Annotated in this window: 16 protein-coding genes; 4 read left to right on the forward strand and 12 right to left on the reverse strand. The window is 55.9% G+C overall.

The annotated features are described in order from the left end of the window. Positions 1 to 22: 22 nt before the first annotated feature. On the reverse strand, positions 23 to 1,153 hold the full coding sequence (locus tag ACT7DV_RS16480) for an LCP family protein (protein WP_444664205.1): 1,131 nt from the start codon (positions 1,151 to 1,153) through the stop codon (positions 23 to 25). A 552-nt stretch (positions 1,154 to 1,705) separates the two neighbouring features. Here ACT7DV_RS16480 and ACT7DV_RS16485 point away from each other — a divergent pair. After that, entirely contained in the window at positions 1,706 to 2,425 is a 720-nt protein-coding gene (locus ACT7DV_RS16485; RefSeq protein WP_444664207.1) for an SGNH/GDSL hydrolase family protein, read from the forward strand. 188 nt (positions 2,426 to 2,613) lie between these two features. On the opposite strand, the gene galU is transcribed toward ACT7DV_RS16485, so the two are convergent. Both galU and coaD read right to left on the reverse strand, forming a co-directional pair. After that, entirely contained in the window at positions 2,614 to 3,513 is a 900-nt protein-coding gene (galU, locus tag ACT7DV_RS16490) for a UTP--glucose-1-phosphate uridylyltransferase GalU (protein WP_444664209.1), read from the reverse strand. A 92-nt stretch (positions 3,514 to 3,605) separates the two neighbouring features. Next, positions 3,606 to 4,073, reverse strand: a complete 468-nt coding sequence (gene coaD / locus ACT7DV_RS16495) for a pantetheine-phosphate adenylyltransferase (protein WP_146274992.1) — start codon at positions 4,071 to 4,073, stop codon at positions 3,606 to 3,608. 112 nt (positions 4,074 to 4,185) lie between these two features. Here coaD and ACT7DV_RS16500 point away from each other — a divergent pair, with 112 nt between their 5' ends. After that, positions 4,186 to 5,397, forward strand: a complete 1,212-nt coding sequence (locus ACT7DV_RS16500; protein ID WP_444664211.1) for an aminotransferase class I/II-fold pyridoxal phosphate-dependent enzyme — start codon at positions 4,186 to 4,188, stop codon at positions 5,395 to 5,397. After that, positions 5,394 to 6,176, forward strand: a complete 783-nt coding sequence (locus ACT7DV_RS16505; protein ID WP_444664213.1) for a spermidine synthase — start codon at positions 5,394 to 5,396, stop codon at positions 6,174 to 6,176. The genes ACT7DV_RS16500 and ACT7DV_RS16505 overlap by 4 nt, the downstream gene beginning before the upstream one ends. On the opposite strand, the gene rsmD is transcribed toward ACT7DV_RS16505, so the two are convergent. The 4 genes from rsmD to ACT7DV_RS16525 are packed head-to-tail and all read right to left on the reverse strand — an operon-like array spanning position 6,147 to position 10,894. After that, positions 6,147 to 6,737: a 16S rRNA (guanine(966)-N(2))-methyltransferase RsmD gene (gene rsmD / locus ACT7DV_RS16510; RefSeq protein ID WP_444664215.1), complete on the reverse strand. Its 591-nt coding sequence runs from the start codon at positions 6,735 to 6,737 to the stop codon at positions 6,147 to 6,149. The genes ACT7DV_RS16505 and rsmD overlap by 30 nt on opposite strands. A gap of 14 nt (positions 6,738 to 6,751) precedes the next feature. Next, on the reverse strand, positions 6,752 to 8,938 hold the full coding sequence (locus tag ACT7DV_RS16515; RefSeq protein ID WP_444664217.1) for an ATP-dependent DNA helicase RecG: 2,187 nt from the start codon (positions 8,936 to 8,938) through the stop codon (positions 6,752 to 6,754). Continuing rightward, positions 8,931 to 9,899 carry a DAK2 domain-containing protein gene (locus tag ACT7DV_RS16520; RefSeq protein ID WP_444664219.1) on the reverse strand — a complete coding sequence of 323 codons (969 nt, stop codon included), beginning with the start codon at positions 9,897 to 9,899 and terminating at the stop codon, positions 8,931 to 8,933. Before ACT7DV_RS16520 ends, ACT7DV_RS16515 begins: the two co-directional genes overlap by 8 nt. A gap of 23 nt (positions 9,900 to 9,922) precedes the next feature. Next, positions 9,923 to 10,894 (reverse strand): LCP family protein, encoded by a 972-nt coding sequence (locus tag ACT7DV_RS16525; RefSeq protein ID WP_444664221.1) that lies wholly within the window; start codon positions 10,892 to 10,894, stop codon positions 9,923 to 9,925. A 135-nt stretch (positions 10,895 to 11,029) separates the two neighbouring features. Here ACT7DV_RS16525 and ACT7DV_RS16530 point away from each other — a divergent pair, with 135 nt between their 5' ends. Continuing rightward, a complete protein-coding gene (locus ACT7DV_RS16530) occupies positions 11,030 to 11,569 on the forward strand; it encodes a DUF3515 family protein (RefSeq protein ID WP_146274986.1) in 540 nt (179 codons plus the stop codon). Between the two features lie 87 nt (positions 11,570 to 11,656). Here the strand turns inward: ACT7DV_RS16530 and ACT7DV_RS16535 are convergent, their stop codons facing one another. From ACT7DV_RS16535 to leuD, 5 genes are all read right to left on the reverse strand, one after another. Beyond that, positions 11,657 to 12,769 (reverse strand): D-alanine--D-alanine ligase family protein, encoded by a 1,113-nt coding sequence (locus ACT7DV_RS16535; RefSeq protein ID WP_444664223.1) that lies wholly within the window; start codon positions 12,767 to 12,769, stop codon positions 11,657 to 11,659. Next, complete coding sequence (locus ACT7DV_RS16540) at positions 12,769 to 13,803, reverse strand: NAD(P)H-dependent glycerol-3-phosphate dehydrogenase (protein ID WP_253917366.1); 1,035 nt, start codon at positions 13,801 to 13,803, stop codon at positions 12,769 to 12,771. The genes ACT7DV_RS16535 and ACT7DV_RS16540 overlap by 1 nt, the downstream gene beginning before the upstream one ends. 37 nt (positions 13,804 to 13,840) lie before the next feature. Continuing rightward, positions 13,841 to 14,605 carry a lysophospholipid acyltransferase family protein gene (locus ACT7DV_RS16545; RefSeq protein ID WP_444664226.1) on the reverse strand — a complete coding sequence of 255 codons (765 nt, stop codon included), beginning with the start codon at positions 14,603 to 14,605 and terminating at the stop codon, positions 13,841 to 13,843. 17 nt (positions 14,606 to 14,622) lie between these two features. Beyond that, a complete protein-coding gene (murA, locus tag ACT7DV_RS16550) occupies positions 14,623 to 15,942 on the reverse strand; it encodes a UDP-N-acetylglucosamine 1-carboxyvinyltransferase (RefSeq protein WP_444664228.1) in 1,320 nt (439 codons plus the stop codon). A gap of 258 nt (positions 15,943 to 16,200) precedes the next feature. Beyond that, positions 16,201 to 16,806 carry a 3-isopropylmalate dehydratase small subunit gene (gene leuD, locus ACT7DV_RS16555; RefSeq protein ID WP_444664230.1) on the reverse strand — a complete coding sequence of 202 codons (606 nt, stop codon included), beginning with the start codon at positions 16,804 to 16,806 and terminating at the stop codon, positions 16,201 to 16,203. Positions 16,807 to 16,816: the final 10 nt, after the last annotated feature.

Here is a 16,816-nt window from a genome sequence, read left to right on the forward strand (position 1 = left end):
TTTGTCACACCGATCACAGGGTTTACTCTGTTTCGGGAGGATTCTCTTCCAGATACTTCTGCATCGTGTCTGTCCGCAGCGCTTCACCAATTTGGGCAATCGCCAATTCGCTGGCCAATTCAATGGACTGCCCGTCAGCGCTGACCGATGTACCCGCGGTGGGCATGGTAAACATTGCCATGTTCTGAGTATCGACATTTTTGAGCTGCATCCCGAGCCCGACAAGGGTCGCTGCATCGAAGTCTTCATCGAATGTCAGATATGGCGACACGGTGTCGACAATGTCGTACAGCTTCACCGGGTTCGTGAGGGTGTCGGAGGAGAGAAGTTTGTTTGCAGCGGCGGCGATGAACTTACGCTGGTTGGCCACTCGCTGGTAATCGCCATTCGTGAAGGACTTGCGCTCGCGAACGAAGCGCAAAGCACGGTCGCCTTCGAGGTCAATTTTTCCTTCTGGGTAAAAATAGTCGGTGTCGTGGGCAGTGAACGGGATGTCGTTCTCGACGGTAACTCCCCCAAGCGCAGTTGATAATTCCTTAAACCCCTCAAAATCGACCATGGCGACATGATCAATTTTGGTGTCAAAGAGGCCCTCAACCGTTCGCATCAATAGCGGGACCCCGCCCAGGGATACAGCCGCGTTTAACTTGTTGCTCCCGTATCCAGGAATATCCACGTACATGTCGCGGACCATGGACATCACGTATACCTGTGAGCGGTCTTCCGGGATATGAACCAGCATCATCGAATCACTTCGCTGTTCCACTGCTCCGCTCAATGCGGCAGAACCGTCGCTGTCATCCGCTGCATGGTCAACACCAAGCATCAGAATGTTCATCGACTTGTCGTCTGGGTCTTTCACTGGGCGCGCTTCCTGATCAGCGTCAGAAAAGCCAAGCGCCAGCGAATTGGATTTGGAGTTGAACTGCCGCTGAAGGTCAAAGACGAAATAACCCGCGCCAAGTACGCAAACCAGCATTGCCGCCACAACGGCGACAACTATGTTTCTCGTTCGCTTCTTCCTCTTTCGCTCAACTTCATTGCGCGCGCTTCGGGACGCAAATAAGAATTCTTCAGGTTCTTCGTGTTTCAAATCATCTCCACCCGGGCTACCAAACTGAAGCCAACGGACCATCCGGGAGACTTCACGCAAAGAGCAAGCATACATAAGCTACTTGTGATTATGCTGAGTGCATTGACCGGGACCAAGAGTGATAAATGCCACTCCATTCGTGGCGTTCAAAATTAGAATAGATGAATCCGCTAAATTCGATGAAAATATTCAGAAATCTTTTCCCGAGTAAAATCCGGAATTGATTCAGTGCACATAGACCTGGCCAAATTCTTCAATCCGTTCCCATGCCGAGTGTTCGGATTCCAAACTCGGATCTGCAATTTCCACTTCACGTGGATTTCAACGGGGTGTACCTATGCTGTCCTGCAGGCGTCAAGCCGTGCACCGCGAGCACACCATTCGGGCTCCATGCAGCAGACCAATCGACAACTTCGGCAAGGACCGAATCCCAGTCTGGCGAATCAGATTCGCGAATATGCAGTAACCCTCGACAGCGGTAGGACTCACACTTGAAGCTTCTCCGTAAGCCATGGGCTGGCAGATTCCCCCGATAAACTTTGAGTAATCGACGAACTACTAAACCTCTCGAAGCGAGACCAGAACGTGCCTGACGCAAATAGGGATAGCAAGATGTCACTGCGGCAAAAAGCAGCTTTATCATTAGCACTGCTCGTAGTATTAGCTGTCGCTCTGGTACCCGCTATCCAAGGTATCGTCTCGACGCACAGCCATGCGGATGAGTCCTCCCCCAGCGCGATGCCCACGCCCACTTCCAGGACTCAGGGCTACGACCGGGTGCTGTTTGCGGGCGACTCCATCAGTGTTGGCCGAGACGCACGGCTACTACCTGAAAGCTTCCGCGCCATCACCTCGCGGAGGCTCAAGGCGACCGGAACACAGTCTATTACGACCATTGCCAAATCTGGGGCGAAGTTAAACTACATCGCCCAAAGCAAAACCATGCCCAAGGACCTTGATCTCGCAATCATCGAGTTGGGCACCAATGACGCTGGGGGCAAGACGCCAACCGATACCTTTCGCAAGGAGTACCAGAATTATCTGAAGCGGATCCGGGCCCACTCCCCTTCCGTAGACTTCGTCTGCTTGGGTGTCTGGTACCGTTCCGAAACTAGGATTGCGAAAGCTCTGGATACCGTCATTAGCGAAACTTGCGCACAAAACGGTGGGATCTTCATTCCGCTGTCCGACCTTTACGCAATCACGCAGAACCGCGGGCCACGAGGAACGAAGACGTGGAAGGGAAAGTCCGACTTGTTCCACCCCAACACGCAAGGGCATCTGGCAATAGCCAACAGACTCATCAAGGAATTATCCCTGCCATCAACTTAGGGTGACGACAAGGAGCGTGCTGATTTCAGCCGGCGGGCATTCCGCCACTAGGAGCCGGGTCCCGGCACCCCGAATTAAGACAGCAATGGCGGCCTAGTTCATACTAGGCCGCCATCACTTTGCGCATTCTGGATTCCCACCCTGGCGACGACGCTGTGTGAGATTCTATCGAGGTGGCCCTCGCCTAATTAGTCCTCTATTTTGGCAACGAACTCTTTCAGCCAAGTCTTCAGTCCCGGGCCAAGGTCGTCGTGATCTACAGCGAGGGTGATGTTGGCCTGCAGGTAGCTGAGCTTGTCACCCGTGTCGTAACGGCGACCGCGGAATACAACTGCGTGAACGCCCGAGCCTTCGCCTTCAGCCGAAGCCAAGACCTGCAAGGCGTCAGTGAGCTGAATTTCGTTGCCACGACCTGGGGCGGTGTGCTCCAAGACTTCAAAGACGCGCGGGTGAAGCAAGTAGCGGCCGATAATTGCCAAATTGCTAGGCGCCTCGTCTACGGCAGGCTTTTCTACCAGACCATTGACCTTGACGAATTCTTCGCCTTCGACAGCTGAAACATCAGCGCAACCATAGGCGCTGATCTGCTGCGGCTCCACCTCCATCAATGCGATGACCGAGCCACCCGTCTTCCGCTGCACGTCAGCCATGATCGAAAGAAGCTCATCGCGCTCGTCGATCAGGTCGTCACCGAGCAGTACTGCAAACGGCTCGTTTCCTACGTGCTGCTTGGCGCAAAGGACTGCGTGACCGAGCCCCTTGGGATCTCCCTGGCGAACGTAGTGAATATCGCCGAGGTGGGTAGCTTCGTGGATTGCGTCCAGTTTCTTCTTGTCGCCCTTGGCTTCCAGCGAGTACTCCAGCGAAGGAACACGGTCAAAGTGGTCTTCCAATGCTCGCTTGCTACGGCCCGTAACCATGAGCAAGTCAGTGAATCCTGCCTTTACTGCCTCGGACACGACGTACTGAATTGCAGGTTTATCGACTACCGGCAGCATTTCTTTCGGCATTGCCTTGGTTGCTGGCAGGAATCGAGTTCCGAGTCCTGCGGCTGGAATGACTGCCTTGGTGATGGCCCGTTGATTCATATTAGGAAAACCGTCCGAGTTGGTTTGAGGGAACTTTCAAGGGTCTCATCTTATATCTACCCTGTGTAATTACAAATTACATTGAGATGCGATCAGCGCAGCAGCCTTTTCATGACGGCGCGCGGAAAGTACTCCGCGACATCTCCGCCCAGCGATTGCACTTCCTTGAGAAGCGACGACGACAAGTGCGTATACCGGGAATCAGCCTGCAGAAATACGGTTTCGACACCGGTCAAGTGCCGATTCATCGTGGCCATTGGGATTTCGTAAGCATAGTCGACCGTGCTTCGAAGCCCCTTCACGATTGCCTCGGCTCCGTGCTCTTTGCAAAACTCGGCCAATAGTCCTTGGTCCATCGGAATTGCGCTGACGCCGCGCAGTCCGCCTACAGTTTCCTCGACCATGGCCACTCTCTCATCTTCGCTAAAGCGGTATTTCTTAGAGTAGTTGGTGGATACCGCTACGATCACCTCGTCAAAAAGGCTGGCCGCGCGCGCGATGATTTCGACATGACCATTGTGAATCGGGTCAAAGGAACCGGGACATACTGCTCTTCGCATGAATTGAACTTATCAAGGATTGGCGCCGATTGTTGGAACTTCGGTGAATGTCCCGTAACGATTCGTCGACTCAATGAATAACATTTAACTGTGGCACGTCCATAATGAACCTATGAGCATTTCCATGACTCCTTGGCAGAGAACAGCACATGGCGCGAATTTGCTAGACGCATCCGGCCAGCCCGGGGTGACCATCTTTGAAGAGATTACAGCTCTTGCCAATCAGCATGAAGCCATCAACCTGGGTCAAGGATTTCCGGATACGGAGGGCCCAGCCGAGATTCGGCAAATCGCCGTTGACGCAATACTTTCCGGCGCAAATCAATATGCGCCCGGTTCCGGAATCCTCCAACTGCGCCAAGCCATCTCGGAGCACCAGAACCGTTTCTACTCATTAGATATTGATCCCGAGACAGAAGTAGTCGTCTCCACCGGCGCAACCGAAGCCATCGCGGCGGCGTTGCTGGCCTTCTTGGAACCCGGCGATGAAGTGGTGACCTTCGAACCGTACTATGACTCTTATGCAGCGATGATCGGCTTGGCCAATGCGCAACACAAAGTCGTTCAGTTGAAAGCTCCGGCTTTTGAGCCGAGCATAGAGGAACTGCGTCAAGCCGTCACAGACAAAACGCGGGTCATACTCATCAACAATCCGCATAACCCAACAGGAACGGTGTTCTCAACACAGGTCCTAAATGAAGTCATTGCCCTGGCGCACAGGCATGACTGCATCATTGTTGCCGACGAAGTCTATGAACATCTGACGTTCGGTACCAAACATGTGCCAATCGCCAGCTTGCCCGGCGGCTTCGAACGCACAATTACAATTTCTTCCGCCGGCAAGTCGTTTTCATTTACCGGCTGGAAAGTCGGTTGGGCAACCGGTCCAAAGAACTTGATCACCGCGGTTCGCACCGTGAAGCAATTCCTCACGTATTCTTCAGGCCCGGCTTTTCAACCGGCTGTCGCCAAGGCCCTGGACCTGCCGGTGGCTTTCTTCGAAGGTTTCGCCTCTGAACTGGCAGATGGCGCGCAAATTCTTGCCGACGGACTTGAAAACGCGGGTATTCCGGTGATTAGGCCCAAAGGCACGTACTTTCTTGTGGCAGATATCAATGGCTTCAGGCATAGCGACGCCATTGAGGTGGCTCGCAAGATGCCGGCATCGGTGGGAGTTGCTGCTATTCCCTTGTCAGTTTTCGTGCATCCGGAAAACGTATCCAGCTACCAGGGGTTGCTGCGCTTCGCATTCTGCAAGAAACCCGAGGTCCTCTCCGCTGCGGTTGGGAAACTGCAGCTGCTTCCCGAGGTCCTGAACCGATGAGCAATAAGACACCAAAACGCTGGCTGGGATTCGTGCAGGAACATGCCACGATCTACGATGACGACCTGATCCCTGGCTCAAAAATCCTGGCCATTGGCGACGCCCCGCAATCACACGTCAATTTGGCGCACCCTGGGGAAGTCTTCTACGAATATTTGGCTCGCATTGCCAATCACCTGCAGGTTTTGCGGAGTCCCGATAAACCGTTGAGAATGCTTCATCTTGGTGCAGGAGCATTAACACTGGCGCGCTGGGCCAGCATTGCTTACCCAGCGAGCAGCCACGTGGCGGTCGATATTGAACGAGAACTTCTCGATTTTGTCCTCACGCAATTGCCCCTGCCTGCCAACTGCAAGCTCACGCCATTCGTGGCAGATGCCCGATCGGTTTTGACTGAGGAACTTGCCGGAGAAAAATTCGATGTCATCGTTCTCGACATCTTTTCCGGGCCGGAGGCGCCCGAGCATCTAACAGTCCCCGAGTACTACACCGAACTCAGGGAATCACTGGCTGCCGACGGGTTGCTCTTCGTCAACATCGGCGACGATCCCCCCTTGCGATTCACAAAATCACAAGTTGCAGCGGCAAGCTCTGCCTTTAACTTCGTGATGCTCAGTTCAACCCCGGAGATGTTTACGCAGAGATACCCGGGCAATCTCATCCTCACCGCTTCAAGGCAAGAGATTTCCGAGGATTTGGTCCAGCGTTGCCAAGACGCCGGACCCTATCCTGCAGAAGTCCGCTCTGGACTAGACCTCGACAGGTTCAGCAAACCATAGGTGAGTTTCTCCGTACTTCTTGTCGGAGAAATTCACCAACTGGCTTGGCCATTCCGGTTCTGGCGAGCGGCTCGACCGTTCAATGACGATGGTCGCGTCCTCGGCCAGAATTTTTGAGATTTTCTGCAAAGTTACCGCGAGCTCAGATTCGGTCAGCGGATACGGCGGATCCAGCAGGACCAAGTCAAAGGTCTTGCTGGGCAGACCAGAAGCAGCATTCACATAGCTGTCCAATACGGCATCAACCGAGCCTCGCTGAACTGAAACCGCCGTCGTTTTCAGCACATTATTGACTAGTGCCGCGTTTTGCTGGCAGACACTTGCCGCTTTGGGCGCCTTCTCAACGAGAACTACCTGTCGAGCTCCCCTGCTAGCGGCTTCAATTCCCAATGCGCCCGACCCCGCGAAGAGGTCCAAAACCCGTGCCCCGGCAAGAAGGTCCCAGCTTTCAAGGCGGGAAAAAAGCGCCTCCTTGACCCGGTCCGTTGTTGGCCGAGTCGCGTCCCCGGGAACCGATTTCAGCGGCTGACCGCCAGCTGCACCAGCAATAATTCGGCTCATTCCACTCTCTCCTGCTAATTCTTGTTCAAGAATTCTTTGGTTGACTCGTCAGCCCATGCTCCGGCTATTTCCACAAGACGCGGATACTTTTCTTCCCACAACGGCATCTTCATCAGCGCATCGACATGGTTGCGTGCTTGCTCGATAACCGTACGATCCTTGATGATGCTCAGTTCCTTCAGGGACGATTGGCTGCCTGACTGCTGGACGCCCAGGATGTTCCCTTCCCGCCGTTCGGCCAAGTCCGCCTCGGCCAGTTCAAAACCATCCATCGTGGACTCAATCGTTTTCAACCGCGAGACGGAAGCATGGTCAGCATCGAGCCAGGTCGTCATCAGGCAGGTCCCCGGCAACCCGCCTCGTCCTACACGCCCGCGCAACTGATGAAGTTGCGAGATCCCGAATCGTTCAGCGTCCATGATGACCATCAGTGTCGCGTTGTGCACGTCAACGCCAACTTCAATCACCGTTGTCGAAACGAGTATCTCAATTTCGCCTCGGGCAAAGGAATCCATGACTTGTTGTTTCTGCACGGAATCAAGTTGTGAATGCAAGGCCTCTATGCGGATACCAGCAAACTCAGGCATGCCAGCCAGCTGCTCTGTCATCGCCTCGACGCTCATGGTTTGGCCAGATGGCTCATCATAGGTTGAAAGTAGCACGCCTTGCTCTGCTGCAGTATCCGTAATCCGCGGGCACACCACATAGACCTGATGCCCCTTGGAAACTTCTTCGGTCATCCGCGAAAATAACCGCTGGCGATACCCGGAAAGCTGCATGGGAACAATATGCGTTTGAATCGGGGCCCGGCCAGCGGGCAGGCGCTTGATAGTTGATGTATCCAAATCGCCGAAGACCGTCATGGCGACCGTTCGAGGGATCGGGGTCGCGGTCATCACCAGCGTGTGCGGGAGGGCATCGCCTGATTTCGCCCGCAAGGCATCGCGCTGTTCCACCCCGAATCGGTGCTGTTCGTCGACAACGACGAGCCCGAGTTCGGCAAATTGGACTTGGTCGCCTAATAGGGCATGAGTACCGATGATCAGTCCGGTTTCCCCGCTGGCTATGCCCAGTAGTGCCTCGCGTCGTTGAGCTGTTTTTGCCGAACCCGTCAGCAGGGCAACTCCGGTGCCTTCGCCTTCGCCGAATAAGCCTGGTTCCGCCAGCGTACCGAGCATTTTCCTGATGGACGCAAAGTGCTGTGCGGCGAGCACTTCGGTGGGGGCCAAGAGGGCTGCCTGGCCGCCGGCATCAATGACCTGGAGTATGGCCCGCAACGCAACGATGGTCTTTCCCGAACCCACTTCGCCTTGCAGCAGCCGGTGCATCGGGTGGGCCTGTGACAAATCAGCAGCGATTTGATCCCCTACTTGGAGCTGATCCACGGTCAGATCGAAGGGCAGCTGGCTTTCGAATTTATCGGCCAGCCGCCCGGCGACCCGGGGACGGGCAATCGCTGGTTGTGTGCCCAGCTGGCGGCTGCGCTCAGCCAGTGAAAGCTGGAGAATGAATGCTTCTTCAAAGGCAAATCGCTGCCTGGCGTTGTAGGCCTGCTTGATCTCACGAGGTGAGTGGCGTTCTAAAAAGGCCCTGTGGCGTTCGGGATAGCGATGGGAGCCCAGGACTTCTTCAGGAAGGAACTCAGGCAGGTTGTCTTCTGAAAGGTGTGGGAGCAGCAGGCCCACCAAATCGCGGATTCGCTTATTCGGCATCTTCGCTGAAGCCGGATAAATCGGGATTGGACGAGGATCAGCTTGCGAGGCTTCGTCAAGAACCGCGTAATCCGGCTGGCTCAGCTGGAGGTGGTCTTGGTACCAGCCCACTTTTCCGCTGAACATGGCGATAGTTCCAACGGTCAAGTCCGTACGTGCTTGGTAGCCGTTGAAGAACGTCATTTTCAGTTCTTGCCCGCCTGCGCTGAGCTCATCGCTGACCGTCACCTCGAAAATGAATCCGCGGCGGGAGTGCATCTGTCGTTGGCTGACATCGACTACTTGCGCGACGACGGTGACATGTTCATCGAAAGGCAGTTCGGCTATGGGGGTAAGTTCGCCCACTTCGACGTAGCGACGCGGAAAGTGCCAGAGGAAATCCCCCATCGTTTTGTAGCCAAAAGCCTTTTCCAAGGCTTGGGCATTCTTGCTGCCCAAGTAGCTGGCAAGCTCTGAATCCTCGAATCGCACAGAACCCTGATCAGTCATCGTGAGTGCAAAGGTCGGTTACGCTGACATTTACCGGTTCACCATACTTGCCAATGAGTTCAAGCGCGGGCTGGGCTTCATCGACATGCACGTGCACACGCCATCGATATGTATCTTCTTCCAACTGATTCACCGGAGACATGATCACCGAGTTGCCCATGGCATCCAGCTGACCGCGCAAGGTCGCTGCGCCCAGCGCGTCCAGCGAAACGGTGCACATGACTTCGACGCCCGACTCTGCCTCGCGATTCATATGCACGTGGGGATCTTGGATCTTATAGCCGTGGAAATCCTCATAAGAGGTAAAGTCGGTGTCCGCGTTGCGGATTGCAGCGCATAATTCATCAATGATGATCAGCATGCCCACAGCGCCGGCATCTACAACCCCCGCTTCAAGCAGTGGCGCAAGCTCGGTTTCGGTACCTTTGACCGCCAGTCGCGCGGCCTGCTTCATCTGCACCAATAGCGTGTCTAAAGCGGCACGGCTTTCATGGTCGGTTTTGATATGGGCCAGTGTAGACCCTGCGGCCAAGGCGATCGCATTGATCACCGAAAGCATGGTGCCTTCAACCGGTTCACTCAGCGCGGACCAGGAACGGACTTTCGCCCGCTCCAAGCCGAGGGCAAGCAGTGGAGCAGTCAAGCGCTCGTGCCCAATCCACGGTTCGCTCAGACCGCTGAGGAATACGGCGAATAGGGTGCCGGAGTTGCCGCGCGCTGACTCCATTGAGGCACGCGCGGCAACTTCGAGAAAACCACCGATATCGTCACTTTCCAATTCGCTGACAGCATCATGCCCGGCCCGCGCAGTGAGGTAGAGATTGCTCCCTGTATCGCCGTCGGCCACCGGGAAAACATTGATGGCATTGAGCCGGTCAGAATGGTTCCCGAGACTCTTGACGCTCCGCGCAAGCCATTCGTTAATGGCACGCGCGGAAGTATCGAGCTTCTGGGGGGTCATGGAAAGTTGGTCCTTAGGTGGTATTACTGTGACAGGTCTGTTGACGCTACGAACTCGTCTACCGTGTCATTCTGAAGTGCTTCGCCGAACTTGTTGATGGTTTCCATATCTGGAACCACGATCGACTGGCCATCAGCGGAACGTCCCGGACCATTGTTCGGAAGGGTGAAGAACGTCATGTCGTCAGAGCGGATATTAAGCATTGACGAGGCGATTCCCGCAATCTTGGCCGAATCCAGCGTGTCATCAACGGCCACATACGGCGCGATTTCGCTAACAACATTCTGGATTTTTGACGGGCTTGTCAAAGTTTCCTTCGACAGGATCTGCCCGATCAGGGCCTTGACGAACAGCTGCTGGTTTTTCACGCGGCGGTAATCGCTGCCGCCGGCGCCGGTGAAGGCCTTGCGCTCGCGAACAAAGGCGAGGGCGTTATCGCCATCCAGCTTTTGAACGCCCTGCGGGAAGTAGTATCCCTTGGCGTGTACCGGAGTGAAGGCGATCGGATTGTCGATAGTCACGCCGCCAACGGCGTCAGTCAGTCCCTTGAATCCTTCGAAGTCAATCGAAGCCACATGGTTGATGCGGATGCCAAAAAGCCCCTCGAGAGTCTCGACGGCCTTGGGCACGCCGCCGCTGGCAAAGGCACGGTTGATCTTGGCCGTACCGACGCCCGGAATGTCCAGCCAGGTATCGCGCATGATCGAAGTGACAAAGACGTTCTTTCGATCCGACGGGATGTGAACCAGCATCATCGTGTCGGAGCGGCCGCCGTTGGGAAGCGTTGCAAAATCATCGCCTTGCTCATCATCGGAGCGCTCTTCACGAGTGTCGGTTCCGAGCAAAAGAATGTTGATAGCGTCCTTGGATTCGTCCTTGACCTCGGGGCGAGTTTCCTCAGCCGGGAAAGCATCAGCAAGCTTGTTGCTGTTTTCATCAAAGGTGCGTGCCAGGTTCCAGGCGTAGAGCCCGGCAACCAACGCTGCGATCACCATTACGGATAGAACACTAAAAAGTACTACACGCCCAGTGCGCTTCTTCTTTGTATGCTGCCTTGCTGGCTGCTCTTCGAAGGACATATGCTACCTTTCACAGTTTCAACTCAATACATCTTATCTTTCAGATAGCCGATGTACGCTTATAACGTGTCTAAAATCAGTGTCACAGCCCGACTGTCACCAAAACTTAATCCAAAAGCAGGCCAATTAGTCCGAAGCGCCATAGTTGGAGCGCTATTTTTGCCTCTTCTCACCGCCTGCTCATCTGTGGCAGCTGTGGACGCAGCTCCGGATGCTTCCAATCCGCTCTGCGCGGACATGATGGTAGTTCTTCCAGACGTTATCGGTGATGCTGATCGCCGTACCACTACATCGCAGTCGACCTCCGCGTGGGGCGATCCTTCCAAAGTGGTTTTGCGTTGTGGTGTTCAAGTGCCGACACCCACCTCTGACCCGTGTGTTTCGGTCAATGATGTTGATTGGGTTGCCCACGAAGATGACAAGACCGGAATATGGACGCTGACGACTTACGGTCGCACCCCGGCGACCGAAGTAGTGCTTGATCCGAATGTCATTCCTTCAAGCACGGTGCTCGCGTCACTCGCTGATGCCGCAGCAAAAATTCCAGCACAGAAGGCCTGCGTCAGCGTAGATAAATCAGAGCAGCTGTAGGCCGCAGACTGCGCAACAACCCAAAAATGGTGTGGTGCTCCGAATGCATTCGGAGCACCACACCATTTTTGGTTGCCTATCGAAAACTTACCTTAGCCCGACGTTTCGTTCAGTTGCCAGGGCAATGAGCTCATTGATCAGCTCACGGTAGTCAATGCCGGTTTTTCCCCACATCTGTGGGTACATGCTTGAAGGCGTAAAGCCAGGCATCGTGTTGATTTCGTTGATGATCCACTGGCCATCGGGCGTGTAGAAGAAATCAACACGCGAAAGGCCCTCGGCATCCAAAGAGTCAAAAGCCTTGACTGCAAGCTCGCGAATTTCCGCGGTGGCCTCTTCGCTGAGTTCTGCAGGACAGCTCAGTTGCGCGGCGGCGCCATCTACATATTTAGCTTCAAAATCATAGAATGTGTGGCCGTTATCCGCTACGACAATCTCGCCTGGCAAAGAGGCTCGCGCAGTAGAACTGCCGCGGCCTTCCAGCACTCCGCATTCAATTTCACGACCGGCGATTCCCTGCTCGACAATCACCTTGGGATCTTCGGCGCGTGCAAGCTCCACGGCGGCTCGAAGCCCGGAAGGAACGTCGACCTTGGTGATGCCGACGGACGAACCGGCACGGGCTGGCTTTACGAACAGCGGGTATTCCAGATGCTGGCAACGGGCCAGGGCCGCATCGCTGTCCCGTAGCCACTGCTTGTTGGTGATGACTTCGTACGGGCCGACGTTGAAGCCGGCTTGTTCAAAAATCACCTTCATGAAGTGCTTATCCATGCCCATGGCGCTAGCGGCGATGCCCGAGCCGACATAGGGAACTCCGGCGGTTTCCAACATGCCCTGGATCGAGCCGTCCTCGCCGAAGGGCCCATGAAGCAGCGGGAAGACGACATCTACTTCTGAAATCTCAGAAATCTTTGCATTGCCGAAGGCCTGGAGCGATGTCTTGTTCGGGTCGGGAGACAGTTGAACAGGGTGGTCAATGGAAGAAATCTCGGGAAGCTGCCCGGAGTCCAGGGCCCATCCTTCCGGATCCTTGTCCAACAGGGTCCATCCGCCATCGCGGGTGATACCGACGGGAATGACGTCAAAGCGTTCACGATCAATGGCGTGCATGACGCCGGCCGCAGTGACGCAGGATACCGAGTGCTCGGAAGAGCGTCCGCCAAAGAGGAGCAGAACACGAAGCTTGCGATCAGTCATCAGTTCAGTTCCCCTTCGGATTTCAGTTCACGTGACAGCAGGCGCGCTGCCATGTTTTCGACGCTCAATGAACCTTCAAGCACCATGACAACGGCTTCGGTGATTGGCATTTCCACTTCATGCGCACGAGCCAGATCAAATACTGCACGGGCTGACTTGATGCCTTCGGCAGTTTGGGACATGCGGTCATTGACTTCATCAAGGAATAGCCCCTGCCCCAGCAACCGTCCGGCGGTGTTGTTGCGCGAGAGAGAAGAAGAACACGTTGCCACCAGGTCGCCGAGGCCCGACAGACCAGCCAAGGTATCCAATCGTCCGCCAAGCGAGAGCACAAGCCTGGTGGTCTCGGCCAAGCCACGGGTGATCACCGTGGACTTGGTGTTGTCTCCCATGCCCATGCCATCGCACATGCCGACAGCGAGGGCAATGATGTTCTTGACGATGCCGCCAAGCTCCACGCCCAGCACATCGTCGTTGGTGTAGGGACGGAAATATGGTGCCGAGCAAAGCTCAGCGATCCACTGTGCCGTTTCCGGATCGGTACAGGCTACCACCGAAGCCGTTGGCTGCTCGCGGGCGATTTCCATGGCTAGGTTCGGTCCGGACAGCACCGCTACGCGTTCCTCGGGGAACTGGGTAACTTCGGCAATCACTTCACTCATGCGCTGATCGGTACCGCGTTCAAGGCCCTTCATCAGCGAGAGCAGCACGGCTTCCGGCTCAAAGTACTTCTTGAAGACGGCCAATTCGCGGCGCAGCGACTGCGATGGGATGGCCAGCACAACCAGGTCCGCGCCCTCCAGGACTTCGCGCTGATTCGAAGAAGCCGAAATGTTGGCAGGGAGCTTGGTTTCGCGAAGGTACCGGGAATTAGTGTGGCGTTCATTGATCTCGTTGGCGGCGTCATCCCGGCGCGCCCAGATCTGCACTGGAATGCCCTGGTCCGCAACGGAGTCTGCCAACACCTTGGCAAAGGTGGTACCCCAGCTGCCGGCACCCATCACGGCGATCTTACGTGGAAGCGGCTTTGTCATTATCAGTCCTCTGGAAAGTGATGATGTGGAGTAATGATTAATTATCCGGTTTTTCGAAGCTGCGGCCAGTTTGCGCCTGGCCGTGCTCGCTGGGATCCCAGCGCTTGGCTGGCGGTTCTTCTTCGCGCAATTCAGCCTGCAAACCAGTGATCGCATCCATGATGCGGTTGGTGGCCTCCTGGAGCACGGTGCGAGTACGAGGTCCTTCCCGCAAGTCATCCAAGTTTACCGGCGTCCCAACAGATACGGTGACGTGCTTGCGCGGGAAGAGATACATCTTCTTGGAATATCTCGGCAATAGCTCCTGATCGCCCCAATGGGCCATGGGCACAACCGGCGCGCCAGTCTGCAAGGCAAGACGTGCAGCACCGGTGCGGCCAATCATTGGCCACAGGTGTGGATCCCTGGTGAGCGTGCCTTCGGGATAGATCACGATTACTCCACCGGCGTCCAGAACCTTCTGGGCCTGCCTCAGGGATTCTGCAGCGCTAGCTGAACTCCGGGAAACCGGAACCTGTCCGGTGGTGCGCAAGAACCAGCCGAGTACCGGCGGCTTGAAGAGCGACTCCTTGGCAAGCCAACGGGGAAGCCTGCCATTGCTGTAAATCGCGTGTCCAACTACCAGCGGATCAATTTCAGTCAGGTGATTGGGGCAGACGATGTAGCCGCCTTGCGGAAGGTTTTCAAAACCCTTCCAAGACCGGCCAATCAGCCCGTTCATCACTGGCCGGACAATTCCGGCCAAGACTGAAAAGACTCGTTTAGTTTTTGCAGACTCCCCCGGAGCCAGGATCTTAACCACGAACAAGATCCCCTTTTTTAGTTGCTCAACTCAACATTGGCGCCCAAGCTCTGCAGCTTGTCCATGAAGTGCTCGTATCCGCGGTTGATGATTTCTATTCCGGTGACACGGCTGGTTCCCTCGGCAGCTAGTGCTGCAATCAGGTGGGAGAATCCGCCACGAAGGTCTGGAACGTCAATGTCGGCGCCGGTGAGCTTGGCAGGGCCGACGACAACAGCGGAGTGCTTGAAGTTGCGCTGCCCAAACCGGCAAGGAGTGGAGCCGAGGCAGTCGGTGTGCACCTGGACCGTGGAGCCCATGCGCACGAGTGCGTCAGTGAATCCAAAACGGTTCTCGTAGACGGTTTCGTGGATCACTGAAACGCCCTTGGCCTGGGTCAGCGCAACGACCAGCGGCTGCTGCCAGTCGGTCATGAAGCCCGGGTGGACGTCTGTTTCCAGGATCAGCGGGTTGAGGTCTCCACCCGGGTGGTAGAAGCGAATGCCGTTTGACTTGACCTCGAATTCGCCACCGATCTGGCGGTAAACGTGGAGGAAGGCAGTCAGGTCGCGCTGCTGCGCATCCTGTACGAAAATATCTCCCTTGGTGACCAGTGCCGCTGAAGCCCACGATGCGGCCTCATTGCGGTCTGGCAGGGCGGTGTGGTCAAAACCGGTGAGCTGGTCAACGCCCTGGATGCGGATGACGCGGTCACGGTGCACGGAAATGATGGCGCCCATCTTCTGCAGCAGCGAGATGAGATCCAGGATTTCCGGCTCAATGGCGGCGTTGCTGACTTCCGTGACGCCCTTGGCGCGAACGGCCGAGAGCAGTACCTGTTCGGTGGTGCCGACGCTTGGGTACTGCAAGGAGAGCTTGGCACCGGTCAATCCGTTGGGAGCCGAGATGCGGATGCCGTCTGGAGCCTTGTCCACCACGGCACCGAATTCGCGCAGGACCTCCAGGTGGAAGTCGATTGGACGGTCGCCGATGCGGCAGCCGCCAAGATCAGGGATGAATGCTTCGCCCAACGAGTGGATCAGCGGCCCGCAGAAAAGAATGGGAATGCGGGAGTCGCCCGCGTGGGCATCAATGGCCTGGTTTGAGGCGGTCTTGACTTCGGTTGGATCCATGGTGAGGTCACCCGTGGCTGGGTCTTGTTCAACCTTGACACCATGTATTTCAAGCAAGCTTCGTACTACGACGACGTCCTTGATTTCCGGCACATTGCGCAGAACCGAAGGAGTGCCACCAAGCAGAGCTGCGACCATTGCTTTTGGCACAAGGTTCTTTGCTCCGCCGACTCGTACGGTGCCCTCAAGTGGAACACCACCATGGATCGTCAAGATCTTACCCATGTATGAATTACCTCATCGCGTAGTCGTTATCGCCCGCCGAAGCTTCTGAGCTTTCGAACTGGCAGGACTAAGCAAGCATACCGCTTATATACCGGCTGGTATGTCCAGTTCATCCCGTGGCGCACACATTGTGAGCATGCTTTCAGCCACGTCACGACACCGGGCGGCGCCTGCGTCCCAGGAAGAGCAGAAGGCCCGCTCTCCCGCTATAAGAACGGGGAAGAGCGGGCCTATTATTCCGGCTTGGAGAAGAATCTCTTAATCAGCAGTCTGCGCAGGCAGGGTCAGGGGCTTGTGTGCCGGACGCCGGGCTTCGTAGGCCGTGATGGCCTCTTCCTGCTGCAGGGTCAGGCCAATGTCGTCCAGGCCCTCCATCAGGCGCCAGCGGGTGTAGTCGTCGATCTGGAAGGGTGCCGAAATCGAACCGCAGGCAACGGTGCGGGATTCAAGATCCACGGTCACGGTAGTGCCTGGATTGTTCTCCAGCTCCTTCCAGATCAATTCGATGTCGCTTTGCGCCACCTCGGCGGCCACCAATCCCTGTTTGCCGGAGTTGCCACGGAAGATGTCGGCAAATCGAGCGGAAATCACGGCTTTGAAGCCGTAGTCTTTCAGTGCCCAGACGGCGTGTTCGCGCGATGACCCCGTGCCGAAGTCAGGGCCGGCAACCAGCACCGATCCAGCATTGAACGGCTCCTTGTTGAGGATGAAGTTCTCGTCGCGGCGCCAGCCGGCAAACAAGGCGTCTTCGAAACCAGTGCGGGTGATGCGCTTGAGGTACACGGCAGGAATGATCTGATCCGTGTCCACGTTGCTCTGCCGCAGCGGAACACCAATGCCTGTGTGGGTAATAATCTTTTCCATCGTGGTATTC

It is taken from the genome of Glutamicibacter sp. TV12E (genome assembly GCF_052441935.1).
Classification (GTDB): Bacteria; Actinomycetota; Actinomycetes; order Actinomycetales; family Micrococcaceae; genus Glutamicibacter.

Coding starts and splice junctions, on each gene's coding strand:
- ACT7DV_RS16485 (WP_444664207.1), top strand. CDS start 1,706: ATGTCACTGCGGCAAAAAGCAGCTTTATCATTAGCACTGCTCGTAGTA.
- galU (WP_444664209.1), bottom strand. CDS start 3,513: ATGAATCAACGGGCCATCACCAAGGCAGTCATTCCAGCCGCAGGACTC.
- coaD (WP_146274992.1), bottom strand. CDS start 4,073: ATGCGAAGAGCAGTATGTCCCGGTTCCTTTGACCCGATTCACAATGGT.
- ACT7DV_RS16500 (WP_444664211.1), top strand. CDS start 4,186: ATGAGCATTTCCATGACTCCTTGGCAGAGAACAGCACATGGCGCGAAT.
- ACT7DV_RS16505 (WP_444664213.1), top strand. CDS start 5,394: ATGAGCAATAAGACACCAAAACGCTGGCTGGGATTCGTGCAGGAACAT.
- rsmD (WP_444664215.1), bottom strand. CDS start 6,737: ATGAGCCGAATTATTGCTGGTGCAGCTGGCGGTCAGCCGCTGAAATCG.
- ACT7DV_RS16515 (WP_444664217.1), bottom strand. CDS start 8,938: ATGACTGATCAGGGTTCTGTGCGATTCGAGGATTCAGAGCTTGCCAGC.
- ACT7DV_RS16520 (WP_444664219.1), bottom strand. CDS start 9,899: ATGACCCCCCAGAAGCTCGATACTTCCGCGCGTGCCATTAACGAATGG.
- ACT7DV_RS16525 (WP_444664221.1), bottom strand. CDS start 10,894: ATGGTGATCGCAGCGTTGGTTGCCGGGCTCTACGCCTGGAACCTGGCA.
- ACT7DV_RS16530 (WP_146274986.1), top strand. CDS start 11,030: ATGTACGCTTATAACGTGTCTAAAATCAGTGTCACAGCCCGACTGTCA.
- ACT7DV_RS16535 (WP_444664223.1), bottom strand. CDS start 12,769: ATGACTGATCGCAAGCTTCGTGTTCTGCTCCTCTTTGGCGGACGCTCT.
- ACT7DV_RS16540 (WP_253917366.1), bottom strand. CDS start 13,803: ATGACAAAGCCGCTTCCACGTAAGATCGCCGTGATGGGTGCCGGCAGC.
- murA (WP_444664228.1), bottom strand. CDS start 15,942: ATGGGTAAGATCTTGACGATCCATGGTGGTGTTCCACTTGAGGGCACC.
- leuD (WP_444664230.1), bottom strand. CDS start 16,806: ATGGAAAAGATTATTACCCACACAGGCATTGGTGTTCCGCTGCGGCAG.